General features: G+C 72.8%; 16 protein-coding genes. 11 read left to right on the forward strand and 5 right to left on the reverse strand.

The window, feature by feature from the left end; all coding sequences use genetic code 11:
• The first annotated feature begins 98 nt into the window (after positions 1-98).
• The gene (locus tag ACFO3J_RS33930; RefSeq protein ID WP_386438039.1) at positions 99-425 is read left to right on the forward strand and encodes a DUF3618 domain-containing protein; all 327 of its coding nucleotides are present in this window, start codon (positions 99-101) and stop codon (positions 423-425) included.
• A gap of 49 nt (positions 426-474) precedes the next feature.
• Positions 475-777, forward strand: coding sequence for a GroES family chaperonin (locus ACFO3J_RS33935; RefSeq protein WP_386438399.1), 303 nt, complete (start codon positions 475-477; stop codon positions 775-777).
• Between the two features lie 33 nt (positions 778-810).
• Here the strand turns inward: ACFO3J_RS33935 and ACFO3J_RS33940 are convergent, their stop codons facing one another.
• Positions 811-3156: a transglycosylase domain-containing protein gene (locus ACFO3J_RS33940; protein WP_386438042.1), complete on the reverse strand. Its 2346-nt coding sequence runs from the start codon at positions 3154-3156 to the stop codon at positions 811-813.
• A gap of 313 nt (positions 3157-3469) precedes the next feature.
• Between ACFO3J_RS33940 and ACFO3J_RS33945 the strand changes: the two genes are divergently transcribed.
• Genes ACFO3J_RS33945 through ACFO3J_RS33955 form a run of 3 tightly spaced genes read left to right on the forward strand, consistent with a single transcriptional unit; the run spans position 3470 to position 6207 of the window.
• The gene (locus tag ACFO3J_RS33945) at positions 3470-4273 is read left to right on the forward strand and encodes an ABC transporter permease (RefSeq protein ID WP_386438045.1); all 804 of its coding nucleotides are present in this window, start codon (positions 3470-3472) and stop codon (positions 4271-4273) included.
• Entirely contained in the window at positions 4266-5153 is an 888-nt protein-coding gene (locus ACFO3J_RS33950) for an ABC transporter permease (protein WP_386438048.1), read from the forward strand. Before ACFO3J_RS33945 ends, ACFO3J_RS33950 begins: the two co-directional genes overlap by 8 nt.
• 7 nt (positions 5154-5160) lie before the next feature.
• Positions 5161-6207: an ABC transporter ATP-binding protein gene (locus tag ACFO3J_RS33955; protein ID WP_386438051.1), complete on the forward strand. Its 1047-nt coding sequence runs from the start codon at positions 5161-5163 to the stop codon at positions 6205-6207.
• An 11-nt stretch (positions 6208-6218) separates the two neighbouring features.
• Here ACFO3J_RS33955 and ACFO3J_RS33960 read toward each other — a convergent pair whose 3' ends face one another.
• Entirely contained in the window at positions 6219-7373 is a 1155-nt protein-coding gene (locus ACFO3J_RS33960) for a N(5)-(carboxyethyl)ornithine synthase (protein WP_386438054.1), read from the reverse strand.
• 74 nt (positions 7374-7447) lie between these two features.
• Positions 7448-8584 (reverse strand): aminotransferase class V-fold PLP-dependent enzyme, encoded by a 1137-nt coding sequence (locus ACFO3J_RS33965; protein ID WP_386438057.1) that lies wholly within the window; start codon positions 8582-8584, stop codon positions 7448-7450.
• 161 nt (positions 8585-8745) lie between these two features.
• On the opposite strand from ACFO3J_RS33965, the gene ACFO3J_RS33970 reads away from it, so the two are divergent.
• The 3 genes from ACFO3J_RS33970 to ACFO3J_RS33980 all read left to right on the forward strand — a co-directional run bounded on the left by ACFO3J_RS33970 (position 8746) and on the right by ACFO3J_RS33980 (position 11640).
• A complete protein-coding gene (locus ACFO3J_RS33970; RefSeq protein ID WP_386438060.1) occupies positions 8746-9108 on the forward strand; it encodes a DUF2255 family protein in 363 nt (120 codons plus the stop codon).
• Positions 9109-9275: 167 nt separating this feature from the next.
• A complete protein-coding gene (locus ACFO3J_RS33975; RefSeq protein WP_386438402.1) occupies positions 9276-10556 on the forward strand; it encodes a DUF445 domain-containing protein in 1281 nt (426 codons plus the stop codon).
• Between the two features lie 229 nt (positions 10557-10785).
• Complete coding sequence (locus tag ACFO3J_RS33980) at positions 10786-11640, forward strand: fumarylacetoacetate hydrolase family protein (protein WP_386438063.1); 855 nt, start codon at positions 10786-10788, stop codon at positions 11638-11640.
• 56 nt (positions 11641-11696) lie between these two features.
• Here ACFO3J_RS33980 and ACFO3J_RS33985 read toward each other — a convergent pair whose 3' ends face one another.
• Positions 11697-12185, reverse strand: coding sequence for a heme-degrading domain-containing protein (locus tag ACFO3J_RS33985; protein WP_386438405.1), 489 nt, complete (start codon positions 12183-12185; stop codon positions 11697-11699).
• Between the two features lie 53 nt (positions 12186-12238).
• Positions 12239-13357 (reverse strand): Gfo/Idh/MocA family protein, encoded by a 1119-nt coding sequence (locus tag ACFO3J_RS33990; protein WP_386438066.1) that lies wholly within the window; start codon positions 13355-13357, stop codon positions 12239-12241.
• A gap of 246 nt (positions 13358-13603) precedes the next feature.
• Here ACFO3J_RS33990 and ACFO3J_RS33995 point away from each other — a divergent pair, with 246 nt between their 5' ends.
• The 3 genes from ACFO3J_RS33995 to ACFO3J_RS34005 all read left to right on the forward strand — a co-directional run bounded on the left by ACFO3J_RS33995 (position 13604) and on the right by ACFO3J_RS34005 (position 16032).
• On the forward strand, positions 13604-14383 hold the full coding sequence (locus ACFO3J_RS33995; protein ID WP_386438069.1) for an HAD-IIA family hydrolase: 780 nt from the start codon (positions 13604-13606) through the stop codon (positions 14381-14383).
• A 141-nt stretch (positions 14384-14524) separates the two neighbouring features.
• Positions 14525-15370 carry a hypothetical protein gene (locus ACFO3J_RS34000; RefSeq protein ID WP_386438072.1) on the forward strand — a complete coding sequence of 282 codons (846 nt, stop codon included), beginning with the start codon at positions 14525-14527 and terminating at the stop codon, positions 15368-15370.
• Positions 15371-15375: 5 nt separating this feature from the next.
• Positions 15376-16032: a class F sortase gene (locus ACFO3J_RS34005; protein WP_386438075.1), complete on the forward strand. Its 657-nt coding sequence runs from the start codon at positions 15376-15378 to the stop codon at positions 16030-16032.
• The last annotated feature ends 49 nt before the right edge of the window (positions 16033-16081 follow it).

Here is a 16081-nt window from a genome sequence, read left to right on the forward strand (position 1 = left end):
GGTTGGCTCCTCTGACGTACGGGGTGCCGACGAGGCGCGTGCCGCGTCGTACTGACAGACTGTCCGAACGCTACCTAATTCGGTGAGGGAGGCAGTGCGTGTCGGAGGTTGCCAGGACGCCCGCTCAGATCGAGGCGGAGATCACCCGCCGCCGCCAGGATCTCGCGGCGACGCTCGACGAGCTGGCGATACGGGTCCACCCCGTGACGATCGCCCGTGACACCAAGGCCAAGGCGGTCTCCGCGCTGGACAGTACGGTCGGCCAGGCCTATGTCGCGGCGCACCGGGCGCTCACCCGGGCCAGGGCCGAGTTCGTCACCGAGGACGGCAGCCCCCGCCCCGAGCGGATCGTGCCGGCCGCGGTGGCCGCGGTGGTGCTGATCGGCGTGGTGGCCGGTCTCTCGGCACGCCGGCGCCGCCGGTAACGTCATCGTCGTGAGTTCCAAAAGTGAGCACGACAAGCTGCCCATCCGCATGCTGCACGACCGGGTCCTGGTGCGGCAGGACGGCGCCGAGGGCGAACGCCGCAGCGGCGGCGGCATCCTGATCCCGGCGACGGCCGCCGTGGGCAGAAGGCTGGCCTGGGCCGATGTCGTCGCGGTCGGCCAGAACGTCCGGACGGTCGAGGTGGGCGACCGGGTGCTCTACGACCCGGAGGACCGGGCCGAGGTGGAGGTGCGGGGGATCGCCTACGTCCTGATGCGGGAACGCGATCTGCACGCGGTCGCCGCCGAGCGTCTTGAGGGCAGCGACGACTCGACCGGCCTGTATCTGTAGCCGGTATCTGTGGCCGGCGGCAACGGGCCGGGCTCAGCCGCCCGGCCCGTTGCCGGTCCCACCCGCGCTGCCGGCGCCCCCGTGCCCGCCGCCCGTGGGCGGTCCGGTGCCGGACACCGGCCCGCCCGTGCCGCCGGTCAGCCCGCCGACCGGATTGAGCGTCTGGGGGTCCGTCGGCGTCGGCTCGGTCGTCCCGGTGTCGGTCGGGGTCGGCTCGGTGGTCGGATCCGCCGGCGGGGTGCTCGGCGGCTCGGTGGTCCGCGGCGGCTGCGGGGGCGGCGGCGGGGCCTGGGTGGTGGTGGTCTGCGGCGGCTCGGTCGTCGCGGTGGTGGGCGGCTGGGTGGTGGCCGGCGGCTGCTGCGCCCCGCTCGCCAGCTGGAGGTCGAAGTTCTGCTGCGGCACTCCGCGCAGCGCGTCCGCGGTGTACTGCGCCCACACCTCGCCGGGCGGGCCGCCGCCGTTCATCCGGCCGCCGCCCAGCGCGCCGGTCAGCGGCTCCTGGGCGCCGGTGTCCGGATTCATGCCGAGCACCGCGACGACCGTGGCCAGCTTCGGGGTGTAGCCCGCGAACCAGGCCGCCTTGTCGTTCTCCGCGGTACCGGTCTTGGCGGCCGACGGCCAGCCCGAGCCCCGGGCGGCCACGGCCGTACCGGAGGAGCTCTCCACCACGCTGCGCAGCACCGAGGTGGTGGTGTCGGCGGCCGTGCGCGGCACCGACTGCACCGGCTGCCGGGCCGGCAGTGAGAGGTCGCTGCCGTCCTTGCTGACCTTGACCACCAGCGAGTACGGGATCTCCTTGCCGTGGTTCGCCAGCGTGGCGTACATCTGCGCCATGTCCAGCGGGCTGGCGCTGGGCGTGCCGAACGCGCCGAGCGCCATCGCGGGCGTCTTCGGGATGTCCACCGAGTCCGGCATCCCCAGGTCGTGCGCGGTGTCGATCACCTTGGACGTACCGACGTCCTGCGCCATCTGCGCGAAGACCGCGTTCACCGACTTGTCCATGGCGCGGGTGACGGTGATGTCCGGATAGGAGTCCTCGTCCTCGTTCTCCGGCGCGTAGCCGACCGGGCCGTCCGGACCCCGCACCTGGCGTTTGTTGGTGCCGTCGTAGACGGTGTCGGGCGTGATCGTCCGGCCGTCCTGGGTCCGCGCGTCGTGCTGCACGGCCGAGGTGAGGATCACCGGCTTGAACGTCGACCCCGGCTGGTAGGTGGAATTGGTGGCGCTGCTGACGTACTGCTTGGTGTAGTCGATGCCGCCGTAGAGCGCGACGACATCGCCGGTCGCCGGATCGATGGAGGCCCCGCCGGCCCGCACATAGCTGTCGGCCTTGGTCTTGCCGCGCTTGTCGTACACATTGTCCTGCGCGGCCTGGACGAAGGCGTCCTCCTGCGGCTTCTCGATGGTGGTGACGATCCGGTAGCCCCCGGCGGCCAGCTCGTCGGCGTCGACGATGTGGTGGTCGATGAGATAGCTGTTGACGGCTTCGATGATGTACCCGCGCTGGCCGGCCTTGCTGGCGATCGGCTTGGGCTTGCCGATCGCCGGGAAGGTGGTGGCGGCCCGCTGCGCGGGGGTGAGCCAGTGCTCCTTGACCATGCCGTTGAGCACGTAGTTCCAGCGGCCCTTGGCGGCCGGCGCGTTCTCCGGGTGGGCGGCCAGGTCGTACTCACTGGGCGCGTTGAGCAGCGCGGCCAGATACGCGCCCTCGCCGGTGGTCAGATCGGCCGCGTCCTTGTTGAAGTACGCCTGCGAGGCGGCCTGGATGCCGTACGCGTTGCGACCGTAGTAGCTGGTGTTGAGATAGCCCTCGAGGATCTGGCTCTTGGTCTCGTTGCGGTCCAGCTTGATCGCGATGAAGAACTCTTTGACCTTGCGGGAGGCCGTCTGGTTCTGGTTCAGGTAGTAGTTCTTCACATACTGCTGGGTGATGGTCGAGCCGGACTGGGTGCCCTTGCCGGTCGCGGTGTTCCAGGCGGCGCGCAGCATCGACTTCGGGCTGACCGCGGACTCGTGGTAGAAATTCCGGTCCTCGGCGGACAGCACCGCGTACTGGGCGGTCTTGGCGACCGCGCTGAGCGGCACGTTCTGCCGGTTGACCGCGCCGTCGCGGGACAGCTCGGTCTTGCCGTCGGCGTAGAGGTAGACGTTGTTCTGCGCCACCGCCGCCGCGTTCGCGTCCGGGATCGACACCAGGGCGTAGCCGGCGAAGAAGGCGCCGATCAGCAGCGCCGCCCCGGACAGCACGATGGTCACCGTCGTCCTGAAGGACGGCAGCACCCGGAGCAGCCCGGTCCGCCGGGGACGGCCGCCGCGCCCGGCCGCGGCCGGGGCGGGGGCCCAGCCGGTCTGCGTACCCATGCTCGGCACATCACTCATGTCTAGTGGGACTCCTCCGTCGCCGCCGAGGTTGGTCTGCGACGGAACATGGTGGACCAATCGTTACGTACGCTCCCGTACACCCGAAATGCATCCACTCAACACTGTCGCACCATCCGTCCCGCCGCGGACCGCCGCAACACATCCGTGACAGTGATGTGACAGGGGTGGCCGGCGCCGGGACGCGGGACGACGGGGGCGCGTGCGGATCGGTGGGGGTGTGCGGCGGCCGGGCGAAAACCGTTGGTGGGCCGGACCTGGACCCCACTACGATCGGCGGCTTGTGTCCAGACGGAGGGGGTGCGGGCGGCGGGTGGGCGGTTTCTACGCGGCCGTGGTCGTCCGCGGCTTCCGGCGGTACGCGACCTACCGCGTCGCGACCGCCGCCGGCGTCTTCACCAACACGGTCTTCGGGCTGATCATCTCCTACAGCTACATCGCGCTGTGGGACCAGCGCCCGCACCTCGGCGGCTACAGCGAGTCGCAGGCGCTGACCTATGTCTGGGTCGGCCAGGCGCTGCTGATGACGATGTCGCTGATGGGCGGCGGCTTCGAGGACGAGCTGATCGAGCGGATCAGTTCGGGCGACATCGCGGTGGACCTCTACCGCCCGGCCGACCTCCAGGGCTGGTGGCTGTCGGCGGACCTCGGCCGGTCCGCCTTCCACCTGCTCGGGCGCGGGGTGGTCCCCATGGCGGTCGGCGCGCTGGTCTTCCCGCTGGCGCTGCCCGGCGACGCGCTGACCTGGCTGGTGTTCCTGGTGTCGGTGCTGCTGGGCGCGGTGGTGAGCTTCGCGGTGCGCTTCCTGGTGGCGCTCAGCGCGTTCTGGCTGCTGGACGGGGCCGGGGTCAGCCAGATGACCTGGCTGGCCGGGCTGTTCTTCTCCGGGATGCTGCTGCCGCTGACGGTCTTCCCCGGCGCGCTCGGCGAGGTGGCGCGGGCGCTGCCGTGGGCGGCGATGCTCCAGGTGCCCGCCGATGTGCTGCTCGGCCGGCACCGGGGGAGCGGGGCGATCGCGGCACTGGCCTTCCAGGCGGGCTGGGCGGTGGCGCTGCTGGCCGCCGGCCGGGTCCTCCAGACGGTCGCGACCCGCCGGGTGGTGGTGCAGGGTGGCTGACGCCGCCGGCCGCCTGGATCCGGCCGGATACGCCGGGCGCCACGCCGACGCCGGACCGGACGGCCCCGGGCGGCGCACCACCGAGTCGGTGCGCGCCTACCGGCTGATCGTCGGCATGTGGGTGCGCTCCACCATGGCCTACCGGCTGTCCTTCCTGCTCACCGCGCTCGGCAACTTCGGCGCCACCGCGCTGGACTTCGTCACCATCGTGCTGATGTTCTCGCACGTCACCGCACTCGGCGGCTTCACCCTGCCCGAGATCGCCTTCCTCTACGGCACCTCCAGCACCTCCTTCGGTCTCGCCGACCTGGTGATGGGCTCGATGGACCGGCTCGGGCGCCGGGTCAGGGACGGCACCATGGACGCGCTGCTGCTGCGTCCGGTGCCGGTGCTGGCCCAGGTCGCCGCCGACCGCTTCGCGCTGCGGCGGCTGGGCCGGATCACCCAGGGGCTGCTGGTGCTGGCCTGGTCGCTGGCCCGGCTGGACGTGGACTGGACCCCGGTCAAGGCGCTGATGCTGCCGGTGATGACGCTGTCCGGGGCGGCGCTGTTCGGCGCGGTCTTCGTGGGCGGCGCCGCCTTCCAGTTCTGGGCGACCGACGCGGCCGAGGTGCAGAGCTCGGTGACCTACGGCGGCAACACCATGCTCCAGTACCCGCCGGGCATCTTCGCCCGGGACATCGTGCGCGGGGTCACCTTCGTGGTGCCGCTCGCCTTCGTCAACTGGCTGCCCGCCCTGTATGTGCTGGGCGAGCCCGATCCGCTCGGCCTGCCCGGCTGGGTGGACTTCGCCTCGCCGGCGGTGGCACTGCTGTGCTGCGCGCTGGCCGGCCTGGCCTGGCGCGCGGGCCTTCGTTCGTACCGCAGCACAGGGAGTTGAGGCAGCGATGACCGCCGAGCCCGTACCGTCCGCCGAATCCCCCGGGACCGGGGTTCCCCGGCCCCGGCCCGCGCCGGAGCCGGCCACCGAGCCGGTGATCGAACTCGACGACGTGCGCAAGGTGTTCGACGTGCGCCGCAAAGCCGGCCCGCTGCGCCGCGAACGCCACCAGGTGCGGGCGGTGGACGGCATCTCCTTCAGCGTGCCGCGCGGCGAGATCGTCGGCTACATCGGGCCCAACGGCGCCGGCAAGTCCACCACCATCAAGATGCTGACCGGCATCCTCAGTCCCAGCGGCGGCCGGATCCGGGTCTGCGGCATCGACCCCACCCGCGAACGGACCCGGCTGGCCCGCCGGATCGGCGTGGTCTTCGGCCAGCGGACGACTCTGTGGTGGGACCTGCCGCTGCGCGACTCGTACGAACTGGTGCGCCGGATGTACCGGATCGAGGACGCGCGCTACGCCCGGAATCTGCGGGCCTGCGTCGAACTCCTCGAACTCGGGCCGCTGTTGGACGTGCCCGTCCGGCAGCTCTCGCTGGGGCAGCGGATGCGCGGCGACATCGCGGCGGCCCTGCTGCACGACCCCGAGGTGCTCTACCTGGACGAGCCGACCATCGGCCTGGACGTGGTCAGCAAGGCCCGGGTCCGGGAATTCCTGCGGGACTTCAACGCCGAGCGCGGCACCACGATCCTGCTGACCACCCACGACCTGACCGACATCGAGACCCTCTGCCGGCGGGTGATGGTCATCGACCACGGCCGGGTGATGTACGACGGCGAGTTGCGCGGCCTGCACGCGGTCGGCGACAGCGAGCGCACCCTGGTGGTGGACTTCGCGCGGGAACTGCCCCCGGTCCAGGTCGACGGCGCCCGCTGCGTCAAGGTCGAGGGCCCCCGCCAGTGGCTCGCCTTCCCGGCCGCGGCCAGCGCCGCCCCGCTGGTGGCCGCCGTCGCCGCCGCGTATCCGCTGGTGGACCTGTCGGTGCGCGAGCCCGCGATCGAGGACGTGATCGCCCGGATGTACGGAGCGGGGTCCTCGACCGGGACCTGACGCGCCGGGCGTCAGAGGTGCGGGTGCGGGTACGGCTCGGCGCGTTGCTGGAAGGCGAGGATCTTGGGGTTCTGGATCACCCCGGCGCGGATCTCGATCGCCCGCCGGACGGTGTCGTCGCCGTCCCAGCCGGTGTCGCCTTCGAGGACCGGCCGCAGATACGGGATGAGGGCCTCGCTGTTCTCCCAGGTGGCGGAGTTCCACAGATAGGACGGGCTGTGGTCCACCCCGTAGTACTCGACATGGTCGCCGACGGTGAACATCGGGTCGGTGAAGGTGGTGGGACGGGCCCAGGCGAATCCCATGCCCTCGTCGCAGGACACGTCGATGATCAGGGTGCCCGGCGCCAGTGCCGGCAGGTCGTCGTCTATCAGGAACATCAGCGGCGCGTCGGTGTCCTGGAGCACGCAGTTGACGATGATGTCGTGTCCGGCGAGGAATTCCGCCAGCGGCTGCGGACCGTCCTCGGTCAGGGCGACGCTGCGGCGCGGGTCGAGCGTGTCGTCGGCCTCGTCGTGGTCGAAGTGCACGATCCGGGCGGAGTGGATCGGCGAACCGACCGCCGTCACGCCCCGCGCGGTGAGCACGTCCACGTCGTGCACGCCCAGCGCGCTGAGCGCGGTCACCGCGCCCCGCGCGGTCGCCCCGAAGCCGATCACCACCGCGCGCTGCCGCCGCCCGTAGTCACCGGTCACCCCGGTGAGCTGCATGGCGTGCAGCACCGACGAGTAGCCGGCCAGTTCGTTGTTCTTGTGGAAGACATGCAGATTGAAGGCGCCCTGCCGGGTCCAGTGGTTCATCGCCTCGAAGGCGATCAGCGTCAGCCGCCGGTCGATCGCGGTCTGCGTGACCTTCTCGTCCTGCACGCAGTGCGGCCACCCCCACAGCACCTGTCCCTCGCGGAGTTCCGCGAGGTCCTCGTGCATCGGTTTGGCCAGCAGGATCACATCACACTCCGTGATCAGCTCCTGCCGCGGCCGGAGGCCGGCGACCAGCGGCGCGAGCTGATCGTCCCGGACACCGAAGTGTTCGCCGTACCCGGTCTCCAGATAAATGCTGCGCAGGAGATCGGCGTCGACGCGCTCGAAATGTGCTGGGTGGATCGGCAGACGGTGCTCGTTCTCTTTGCGGGTCTGCGACATGATTCCGAGCTTGAGATGCTGCAAGGTACCCCTTTGGTTACTCCCTGTTTAACACACCACCCGATGAACGGCGGTTTTCTCGGGGCGGCGGCGCCGCCTCACCGCAGCGACGCCAGGGCCGCGCGGACGCGGGCGGCGGCGGCCGGGCGGGTGGAGGCGTGCGGGGACAGGCGCAGCGACGTGGCCCGGACGGTGGGGGTGACCCCATGGGCGTGCAGGGCCTTAGCGACGGTGGCGGGGGCGGCGGTCGGCAGCCGGAAGGACAGGATGCCGCCCCGGTCGGCGGGGGTGGTGGGGGAGAGGATCTCGGCGCCGTGGGAGCGGACCGCGTCGGTCAGTTCGTCGAGGCGGGCGGCGACAGCGGCCTCGATCGCGGGGACGGTGGCGCGTTCCACGATGGCGAGCGCGGCGGCGAAGGCCGCGGCGGTGACCGGGCTGAGATTGGTGATGCTCCAGCGCTGGGCGCCGGCCGAGGGCGGGTGCTCGGCGTCGTCGAAGACGGCCACGTCCTCGACACCGGTCCAGCCGGTGAGGGTGGGCTCCAAACGCTCCAGGGCCCGGTCGGACAGGGTGGCGAAACCGGTCGACCAGCTCGCCCGCAGCCACTTCTGGCCGCCCGCGACCACCACGTCGGCCGCCTGCCAGGGCAGATCGGCGATCCCGAAGCCCTGGATGGCGTCCACGATCAGCAGCCGGTCCGGGCCGATCACCTCCCGCAGCGCGGCGAGGTCCAGCCGGAAGCCGGTGCGGAAGTCCACCGCGCTCACCGCGAGCGCCACCACGTCGTCGGTGAGCGCGCCGCGGACCAGGTCGGCGGTGATCCGGCCCCGCTCGTCCGGCTCCAGCCAGCGCGGCACGGCCCGGCCGAGGGCCTCGGTCCGCCGCCAGGGGTAATGGTTCGCCGGGAAGTCGGTGCCGGGGACGAGGACGACGCCGGTGGGGATGCCGAAGGCGGCGTGGAACAGGCCGGTGGAGGCGTTGGGGAGCAGCACGGTGTGCGCCAGGTCGCTGCCCGCCAGCCGGGCCGCGCTGTCCCGGGCGGCCGGCTCGGCCCGCATCAGGTCGTTCACGGTGTCGTGGTCGGCCCGGGCGGAGCGGGCCAGCGCGTCGGCGGTCGCGGACAGCACAGCGCGGGAGGGCGGGCCGTAGCGGGCGAAGTCCAGATAGCCCTCGGGCTCGTCGAAGTGCTCGGCGTAACCGGGCAGGGCGCCGGCGGGGCGCTGGGCGTGGGTCATCTCGGCTCGCTCCTCGGGTGGTGACCGCGTCAGTATTCCGAACCCCCGTCCCGGCCGGCCGTGCCGGGGGCCCTTGACCGGACACGGGTCGCGATGCCGGGACCGGCGTCAGCCCGTACCGTGAGCTGGGGGACTTCCGTCGAGGAGAACGGAGACCGTCCATGAGCGCCATCGAATACGTGGCCCGTACCAACACCATCAGCATCGCCACCGAGCTGCGCGACGGCGGCGAGGTCCGGACCCCCATCTGGGGAGTCGTGGTCGAGGGTGTGCCCTACATCCGCAGCGCCTACGGACCGGACTCGAAGTGGTACCGGCGCGTCCAGCGCACCGGCCACGCCGCCTTCGTCGACGGCCGGCAGCGCTATCCCGCCACCGTCGAGAACGTGGACGACGAGGCGACGATCCGCCGGGCCGACGACGCGTACAAGGAGAAGTACGCCGACGAGCCGAGCGCGCTGCGCGAGGTCGTCGCCCCCGACGTCCGCGAGTACACCATGCGCGTGAACTTCCAGGGCGAGTGAGTCCACGCGGGCCCGCGGGGGTCCCGGCGGGGTGAGGGCCGGCCCCGATCGGCGCCCCGGCGCGCCGGGCCGGCCGGGGGCGGGAGGCGTCGGGGCCCCTTCGTACGTTCCAACGCCGTCGGGGCGGTGAGAATACGCGGGTGGAGCGAATGGGCGTGGGGCAGGCGATGGGTCCGGCGGAGCGGCCGGGGGAAGCCGCGGACGCGGACGCCGTGCGATGGCGGGGCGTACGGCGGATGAAGCTGATCGCGACCGGCTTTCTGCTGGTCGCGACGCTGGTGTACGTCGGGGCGCGGGTGGCCGGCGGCCAGGGGGCGGGCGGCTGGACCGGGTATGTGGCCGCCGCCGCCGAGGCCGGGATGGTCGGCGCGCTGGCGGACTGGTTCGCGGTGACCGCGCTGTTCCGGCATCCGCTGGGACTGCCGATCCCGCACACCGCGATCATCCCGACCAAGAAGGACGCGCTGGGCGAGAGCTTGGGCGACTTCGTCGGCGAGAACTTCCTGTCCGCGGCGGTCGTCCGCACCCGGCTGCGGGCGGTGGGCATCGGCTCGCGGCTCGGCGGCTGGCTGGCCGAGCCCGCCAACGCGGACAAGGTCACCGAGCAGGCGGCGGCCGCGCTGCGCGGCGTGCTCACCGTGCTGCGGGACTCCGATGTGCAGGCCGTCGTCAGCGAGGCGATCACCCGGCGGGCCGAGGCGCAGGAGGTGGGGCCGGGCCTGGGCAAGATGCTGGAGCGGGTCGTCGAGGACGGCGGGCACCGGCGGATGGTGGACCTGGTGTGCGTACGGGCCCACGACTGGCTGGTGGAGCACGGCGACTCGGTGATGGGCGCGGTGGAGGGCGGGGCGCCGGGCTGGACCCCCAGGTTCGTGGACCGCAGGATCGGCGAGCGGGTCTACAAGGAGCTGCTGCGGTTCGTCACCGAGATGCGTGATTCCCCCGAGCACCCGGCGCGGGGGGCGGTGGACCGCTTCCTGGGCGACTTCGCGCGGGAGCTGCAGACCGACCCGGACACCCGGGAGCGGGTGGAGCGGCTGAAGAAGGACCTGCTGGCCCGGGCCGAGGTGCAGGATCTGATCGCCTCGGTGTGGGGCGCGGTGCGCGGGATGATCATGGCGGCCGCCGAGGACGAGCAGAGCGAACTGCGGTCGCGCGCCCGGGCCTCGCTGCTGTCGCTGGGCACCCGGCTGGGCACCGACGTACGGCTCCAGGCGAAGGTGGACAGCTGGCTGGAGGACGCGGCCACGTATGTGGTGACGACCTACCGGGACGAGATCACCTCGCTGATCAGCGAGACGGTGGCGGGCTGGGACGCGGACCAGACCTCGAAGAAGATCGAGGCGCATGTCGGGCGCGACCTCCAGTTCATCCGGATCAACGGCACGGTGGTGGGGGCGCTGGCCGGGCTGCTGATCTATGTGATCTCCCGGGCGGCCGGCGGCTGATCCGACCGCGCTGGTCCGACGCGTTGGTCCGACCGCGCTGGTCCGATCTCTGAGCGGGTGTCTTCGTTCGCAGAGTGGGCGGGGCTTGCGCCGTCCGGGGGTGGGATTGGAGGATCGGACGAGACATCCGATGACCAGGCCGACTCCTTGACCCGACTCGACCGAGAAAACGCCCGTCGGACCCAACCACCGCCGGACACAACGAACATCGAACAAACGGAGTGCCACTGTGAAGCTGCTGCGTGTCGGACCCGCCGGAGCGGAGCGCCCCGCCCTGCTCGACGCCGAGGGCGTGCTGCGGGACCTGAGCGGTCTCGTGCCCGACATCGACGGTTCGCTGCTCGCCGACGGGGCCGCCCTGGAGCGGATCGCGGCGGCCGGCGCGGACGGTTCGCTGCCCGCCCTGGACGCGACGCTGCGGGTCGGCCCGCCGCTGGCCCGGATCGGCAAGATCGTCTGCATCGGGCTCAACTACCACGCCCACGCCATCGAGACCGGCGCCGAGCCGCCGGCCGAGCCGGTGGTCTTCATGAAGGCGCCGGACACCGTGGTCGGCCCGCAGGACACCGTGCTGGTGCCGCGCGGCAGCGTCAAGACCGACTGGGAGGTCGAACTCGCCGTCGTCATCGGCCGGGAGCTGCGCTACGCGGCCGACCACCAGGAGGCGCTGGCGGCGGTCGCCGGATACGCGGTCGCGCACGACGTGTCCGAGCGGGCGTTCCAGATCGAGCGCGGCGGGCAGTGGGACAAGGGCAAGAACTGCGAGACGTTCAACCCGCTGGGCCCCTGGCTCGTCACCGCGGACGAGGTCGCCGACCCGCAGGCGCTGTCGCTGAAGCTGTGGGTCAACGGTGAGCTGAAGCAGGACGGCAGCACCGCCGACCAGATCTTCCCGGTCGCCGAAGTGGTGCGCTATCTCAGCCAGTTCATGACCCTCTACCCCGGGGACGTGATCAACACCGGTACGCCGGCCGGGGTCGCGATGGGCCAGCCGGAGCCGAAGCCGTATCTGCGGGCCGGGGATGTGGTGGAGCTGACGATCGAGGGGCTCGGGCGGCAGCGCCAGGAGCTCAAGTCGGCCTGAGAGCACCTCTCACGTGCGGGCCGTCGGCGTTCATGGGGGCGCCGACGGCCTCGCGCTCAGGTGGTCCAGGACGCCCTGAGATCTTCCAGGAAGCGGGTGAGTCCGGTCACCACCAGGGCGTGGTCCTCGACTTGGGGCAGGCCGGAGACACCGACCACGCCCACCACGCCGACGCCGGTGACCCGCAGCGGGAAGGCGCCGCCGTGCGCGGCGAAGCGGTCCGGGTCCAGCCGGGAGGACTCCTCGAAGGTGGTGCCCTTCGCCCGGAAGCGCTCGCCGACCAGCAGCGAACTGGCCGCGTAGCGCTCCACGACCCGCGCCTTGCGCTCCAGCCAGGCGTCGTTGTCCGGCGTGGTGCCGTCCAGGGCGCAGTGGAAGAGCCGCTGGCCGCCGCGGCGGATGGAGACGGTGACCGCCGCCTCCCGTTCCCTGGCCAGCTCCACCAGCAGGCAGCCGAGCCGCCAGGCGTCGTCGTGGGTGAAGCGGGGCAGGACCAGCGTCCGCTCCTGCTCGGCGAGTTCGGCCAGCCCGAGATCCTGCTTCAGGTCCGGCCCGGCGTCCTGCCCGCGGTCCTGCTGGGGGTCCTGCTGGGGGTCGCTCACAGCGCCACCGCCTTTCCGGTACGGGCCGACCGGTGGGCCGCCTCGATGACGTCCAGGGCGGCGGCGCACTCCAGCGGGGTCACCGGCGGTTCGGTGCCGTCGCGCAGCGCGGTCTCGACGGCCGCGTAGAAGGCGGGGTAGTCGCCGGGCAGCGACGGTACGGGCCGTACGTCGTCCCCGGTGCCGAGGGTGCCCCACGCCGACTCGGGTTCGGCGCCCCAGACGGCGTCACCGCCGGGCCGCAGCCCTTCGCGCAGCGCGGGCTCCTGCGGGTCGAGGCCGTAGCTGACGTAGCCGGCGGCGCTGCCCAGCACCCGGAAGCGCGGGCCGAGCCGGGCGGTGGTGGCGCTCATCCACAGGTGGGAGCGGACGCCGCCGCTGTGGGTGAGCGCGATGAAGCTGTCGTCGTCGGCGGCGGCGCCGGGGCGGCGTACGTCGGACTCGGCGTAGACCAGCCGGGCCGGGCCGAAGAGGGTGAGCGCCTGGTCCACCAGGTGGCTGCCCAGGTCGTACAGCAGCCCGCCGATCTCGGCCGGGTCGCCGGACTCGCGCCAGCCGCCCTTGGGCTGCGGCCGCCAGCGCTCGAAGCGCGACTCGAAGCGCTGGACCTCGCCCAGTTCGCCCCGCTGGATCAGCGACCGGAGGGTCAGGAAGTCGGCGTCCCAGCGGCGGTTCTGGAAGACGGTGAGCAGCAGGCCGCGCGCCGCGGCGAGCCGGGCCAGCTCGCGGGCCTCGGCGGCGGTGCCGGCCAGCGGCTTGTCCACGACCACCGGCAGCCCGGCCTCCAGCGCGGCGGTGGCCAGCGGGACATGGGTGCGGTTGGGGGAGGCCAGCACGATCAGGTCCAGCTCCCCGGCCCGGGCCCACAGTTCCTCGGCGCCGGCTGCGAAGCGCACCTCCGGGTGCTCGGCGCGGGCCTGCTGACGCCGCTGCTGGTCGCCGGTGACGATCGTGTCCAGCACCAGGCCGGGGGCGGCGGCGATCAGCGGGGCGTGGAAGAAGGCACCGGCCGGGCCGTAGCCGACCAGGCCGACGCGCAGCGGCGCCGGGTCGTGCGCCGTAGCGGCGCCGGTGTCCGGGTCGGGCTGCGGGGCGGCGCTGCCGGGAGTGCTCATGGGGCCACCTTCGGGATCATCACTTCTGCCACGCTACCGTGCCGATCCGGCCCGGGGCGTCCCGGGACGGGGTTGCCCCCGCACCCCCGGAAGTCCGCCGCGCGCAGCCGGGTGCGACGCCGCGACCAGCGGACGGACGGCCGGGGCGGGGGTCTGCCGCCCCGGCTACGCTGGGGAATCGAACGCGGCGATCAGGCCGGCCCCTCCGCCCGAGGGGTCGGCCCCCGGGAACAGGAGAGCGGATCCGTGTCGACACGCAAGCCCATCGAGTCGTGGCTCACCGACATGGACGGGGTGCTGATCCACGAAGGCACGCCCGTTCCCGGCGCAGACGCCTTCCTCAAAGGGCTCAAGGACTCGGGCAAACCGTTCCTGGTGCTCACCAACAACTCCATCTACACCCCGCGTGACCTGCACGCCCGGCTGACCCGGGTGGGCCTGGACGTACCGGTCGCCAATATCTGGACCTCCGCGCTGGCCACCGCCAAATTCCTGGACGACCAGCGGCCCGGCGGCACCGCCTATGTCATCGGCGAGGCGGGACTGACCACCGCGCTGCACGACGTCGGCTATGTGCTGACCGACTCCGAGCCGGACTACGTGGTCCTGGGCGAGACCCGTACGTACAGCTTCGAAGCGCTCACCAAGGCGATCCGGCTGATCAACGACGGCGCCCGCTTCCTGTGCACCAACCCGGACGAGACCGGGCCGTCGCCGCAGGGCGTGCTGCCCGCCGCCGGGTCGGTCGCCGCGCTCATCACCAAGGCGACCGGCAAGGAGCCGTACTTCATCGGCAAGCCGAATCCGCTGATGATGCGGGCCGGGCTGAACGCGATCGGGGCCCACTCCGAGACCAGCGCGATGATCGGCGACCGGATGGACACCGACGTACTGGCCGGGCTGGAGTCCGGCATGGTGACGTATCTGGTGCTCACCGGGCTGACCAAGGTGCCGGACATCGACCGCTATCCGTTCCGCCCCTCGCACGTCGTCGCCTCGATCGCGGACCTCGTCACGGAGATCTGACCCCCGGTCTCACGCTGCGTAGACCTCTCGTCACCCCCATGGGCCAGCGATCCGCCGCCCGGCGTGCGGGCGGCGGTCCCCGCCGGAATCTTCGTAAGCACCGGGCGCGAGTCCCCGCCCCCGGCCGAGCGGAGGTCCCCCATGTTTGGTCTGCGTGCTCCCGCCCTCGCCGCCGCCGGCGTCGCGGCCCTCCTCGCTGTCGCCGGGATGTCGGCCGTGGCGGCCGGCGGGCCGGCCGTGGCGGACGAGGGCGGCGTCCCCGGCACCCCCGGTACGTCCGCCGCCCCCGGCGCGCTGCGAGTGACCCCCCGGACGGTGGCGCCGGGTGGCGTGGTCGGCCTGCGGCTGGCGACCTCCTGCCAGGTCGGGCAGCAGGTCAGGGCCGGAGCCGAGGCCTTCGTGAACGCGGTGACCCTCGCCCCGGCCGCCGACGGCCGCGGGCTGGCGGGCAGCGCGTTCATCAAGTCCGACGCGACCGACGGCTCGTACCCGATCGCGGTGGACTGCGACGGGGTGACCGACCCGGCCGAGGCGTCCGTCACCGTCACCGCGGGCAGCCCGGCCGGCGCGGACGGCCCGGCTACGCCGCCGGACCAGTCGCTGACCCCGGATCAGACGTTGGATCCGACCCCGGATCAGGCGCTGGACCAGGCTTCGGAGCCGGCCTCGGACCAGCCGCTGGACCAGCCGCGGATCCCCGACCAGCCGCAGGCCCAGGACGAGTCCGAGTTCGCCGATCAGGCCCGGGTCCCGGACCAGCCCGAGCTCCAGGACCCCGCGCCGGCCTCCGCCCGCGCCCAACCCCAGGACCACCTCCAGACCCCCGTCCGTCCCGTGCCCGCCGGCGGTGGCGGTACCGCCCAGCTCGCGGCCGGCCCGGCCGCCTCCGGCACCAGCGTCGGCCCGCTGCTCGCCACCGGCGGCTTCGCCGCGGCAGGTCTGGCCGGCCTGGTCGTCCACCGGCGCCGTACCGCCGCCCGCGGCTGACCGGCGTGACCGACGGGGCGAACGGGGCGATCTGGAAACGTCCCGGGCGCCGGAAGTGGACCGCTCCGGCGGCGGGGCTGCTCCTGCTGGCGGTCTGGCTGGTCGGCCACCACGGCGGCGTTCCCGGCACCGGCGGCCGTACGGAGTCGGAAGCGGCCGGCGACCACCCCGAGCGGCTGCTCCCGCCGCACGCCCCGCTGCGAGCCGCGACCCCCGAACGCATCGACATCGGCTCCATCGGGCTGCACGCCGGCCTCGTACCGCGCGGCCTGAGCGACGGCACCGTCGACCCGCCGCCGTACGCCACCCCCGACGTGGCCGGCTGGTACCGCGGCGGCCCCACCCCCGGTGCCCCCGGCGCCGCCCTGATCGTCGGCCATGTCGACACCGAGACCGGCGCCGCCGTCTTCTACGCCCTGCGCACCGTCCGCCCCGGCGCCCGCGTCGACATCACCCGCGCCGACGGCACCGTCGCGGAGTTCTCCGTCGAAGCCGTCGAGACCGTCCCGAAGGCCCACTTCGACCCCGCCCGCGTCTACGGCTCCACCGCCCGCCCCGAACTCCGCCTGATCACCTGCGGCGGCACCTTCGACCGCGCGGCACGCACCTACTCCGCCAACCTCGTCGTCTTCGCCGCCCTGACCGGCTCCCACCGGGCGTAGTCGCTGTGCGTAGTAGCCTGTGAGGCGTCGGTTTCCTGTGCGCCCACCC

Origin of the sequence: Streptomyces polygonati (genome assembly GCF_042650325.1) — a bacterium.
GTDB classification, from domain to species: Bacteria; Actinomycetota; Actinomycetes; order Streptomycetales; family Streptomycetaceae; genus Actinacidiphila; species Actinacidiphila polygonati.

Coding starts and splice junctions, on each gene's coding strand:
- ACFO3J_RS33935 (WP_386438399.1), top strand. CDS start 475: ATGCTGCACGACCGGGTCCTGGTGCGGCAGGACGGCGCCGAGGGCGAA.
- ACFO3J_RS33940 (WP_386438042.1), bottom strand. CDS start 3,156: ATGAGTGATGTGCCGAGCATGGGTACGCAGACCGGCTGGGCCCCCGCC.
- ACFO3J_RS33955 (WP_386438051.1), top strand. CDS start 5,161: ATGACCGCCGAGCCCGTACCGTCCGCCGAATCCCCCGGGACCGGGGTT.
- ACFO3J_RS33965 (WP_386438057.1), bottom strand. CDS start 8,584: ATGACCCACGCCCAGCGCCCCGCCGGCGCCCTGCCCGGTTACGCCGAG.
- ACFO3J_RS33970 (WP_386438060.1), top strand. CDS start 8,746: ATGAGCGCCATCGAATACGTGGCCCGTACCAACACCATCAGCATCGCC.
- ACFO3J_RS33975 (WP_386438402.1), top strand. CDS start 9,276: ATGGGTCCGGCGGAGCGGCCGGGGGAAGCCGCGGACGCGGACGCCGTG.
- ACFO3J_RS33990 (WP_386438066.1), bottom strand. CDS start 13,357: ATGAGCACTCCCGGCAGCGCCGCCCCGCAGCCCGACCCGGACACCGGC.
- ACFO3J_RS34000 (WP_386438072.1), top strand. CDS start 14,525: ATGTTTGGTCTGCGTGCTCCCGCCCTCGCCGCCGCCGGCGTCGCGGCC.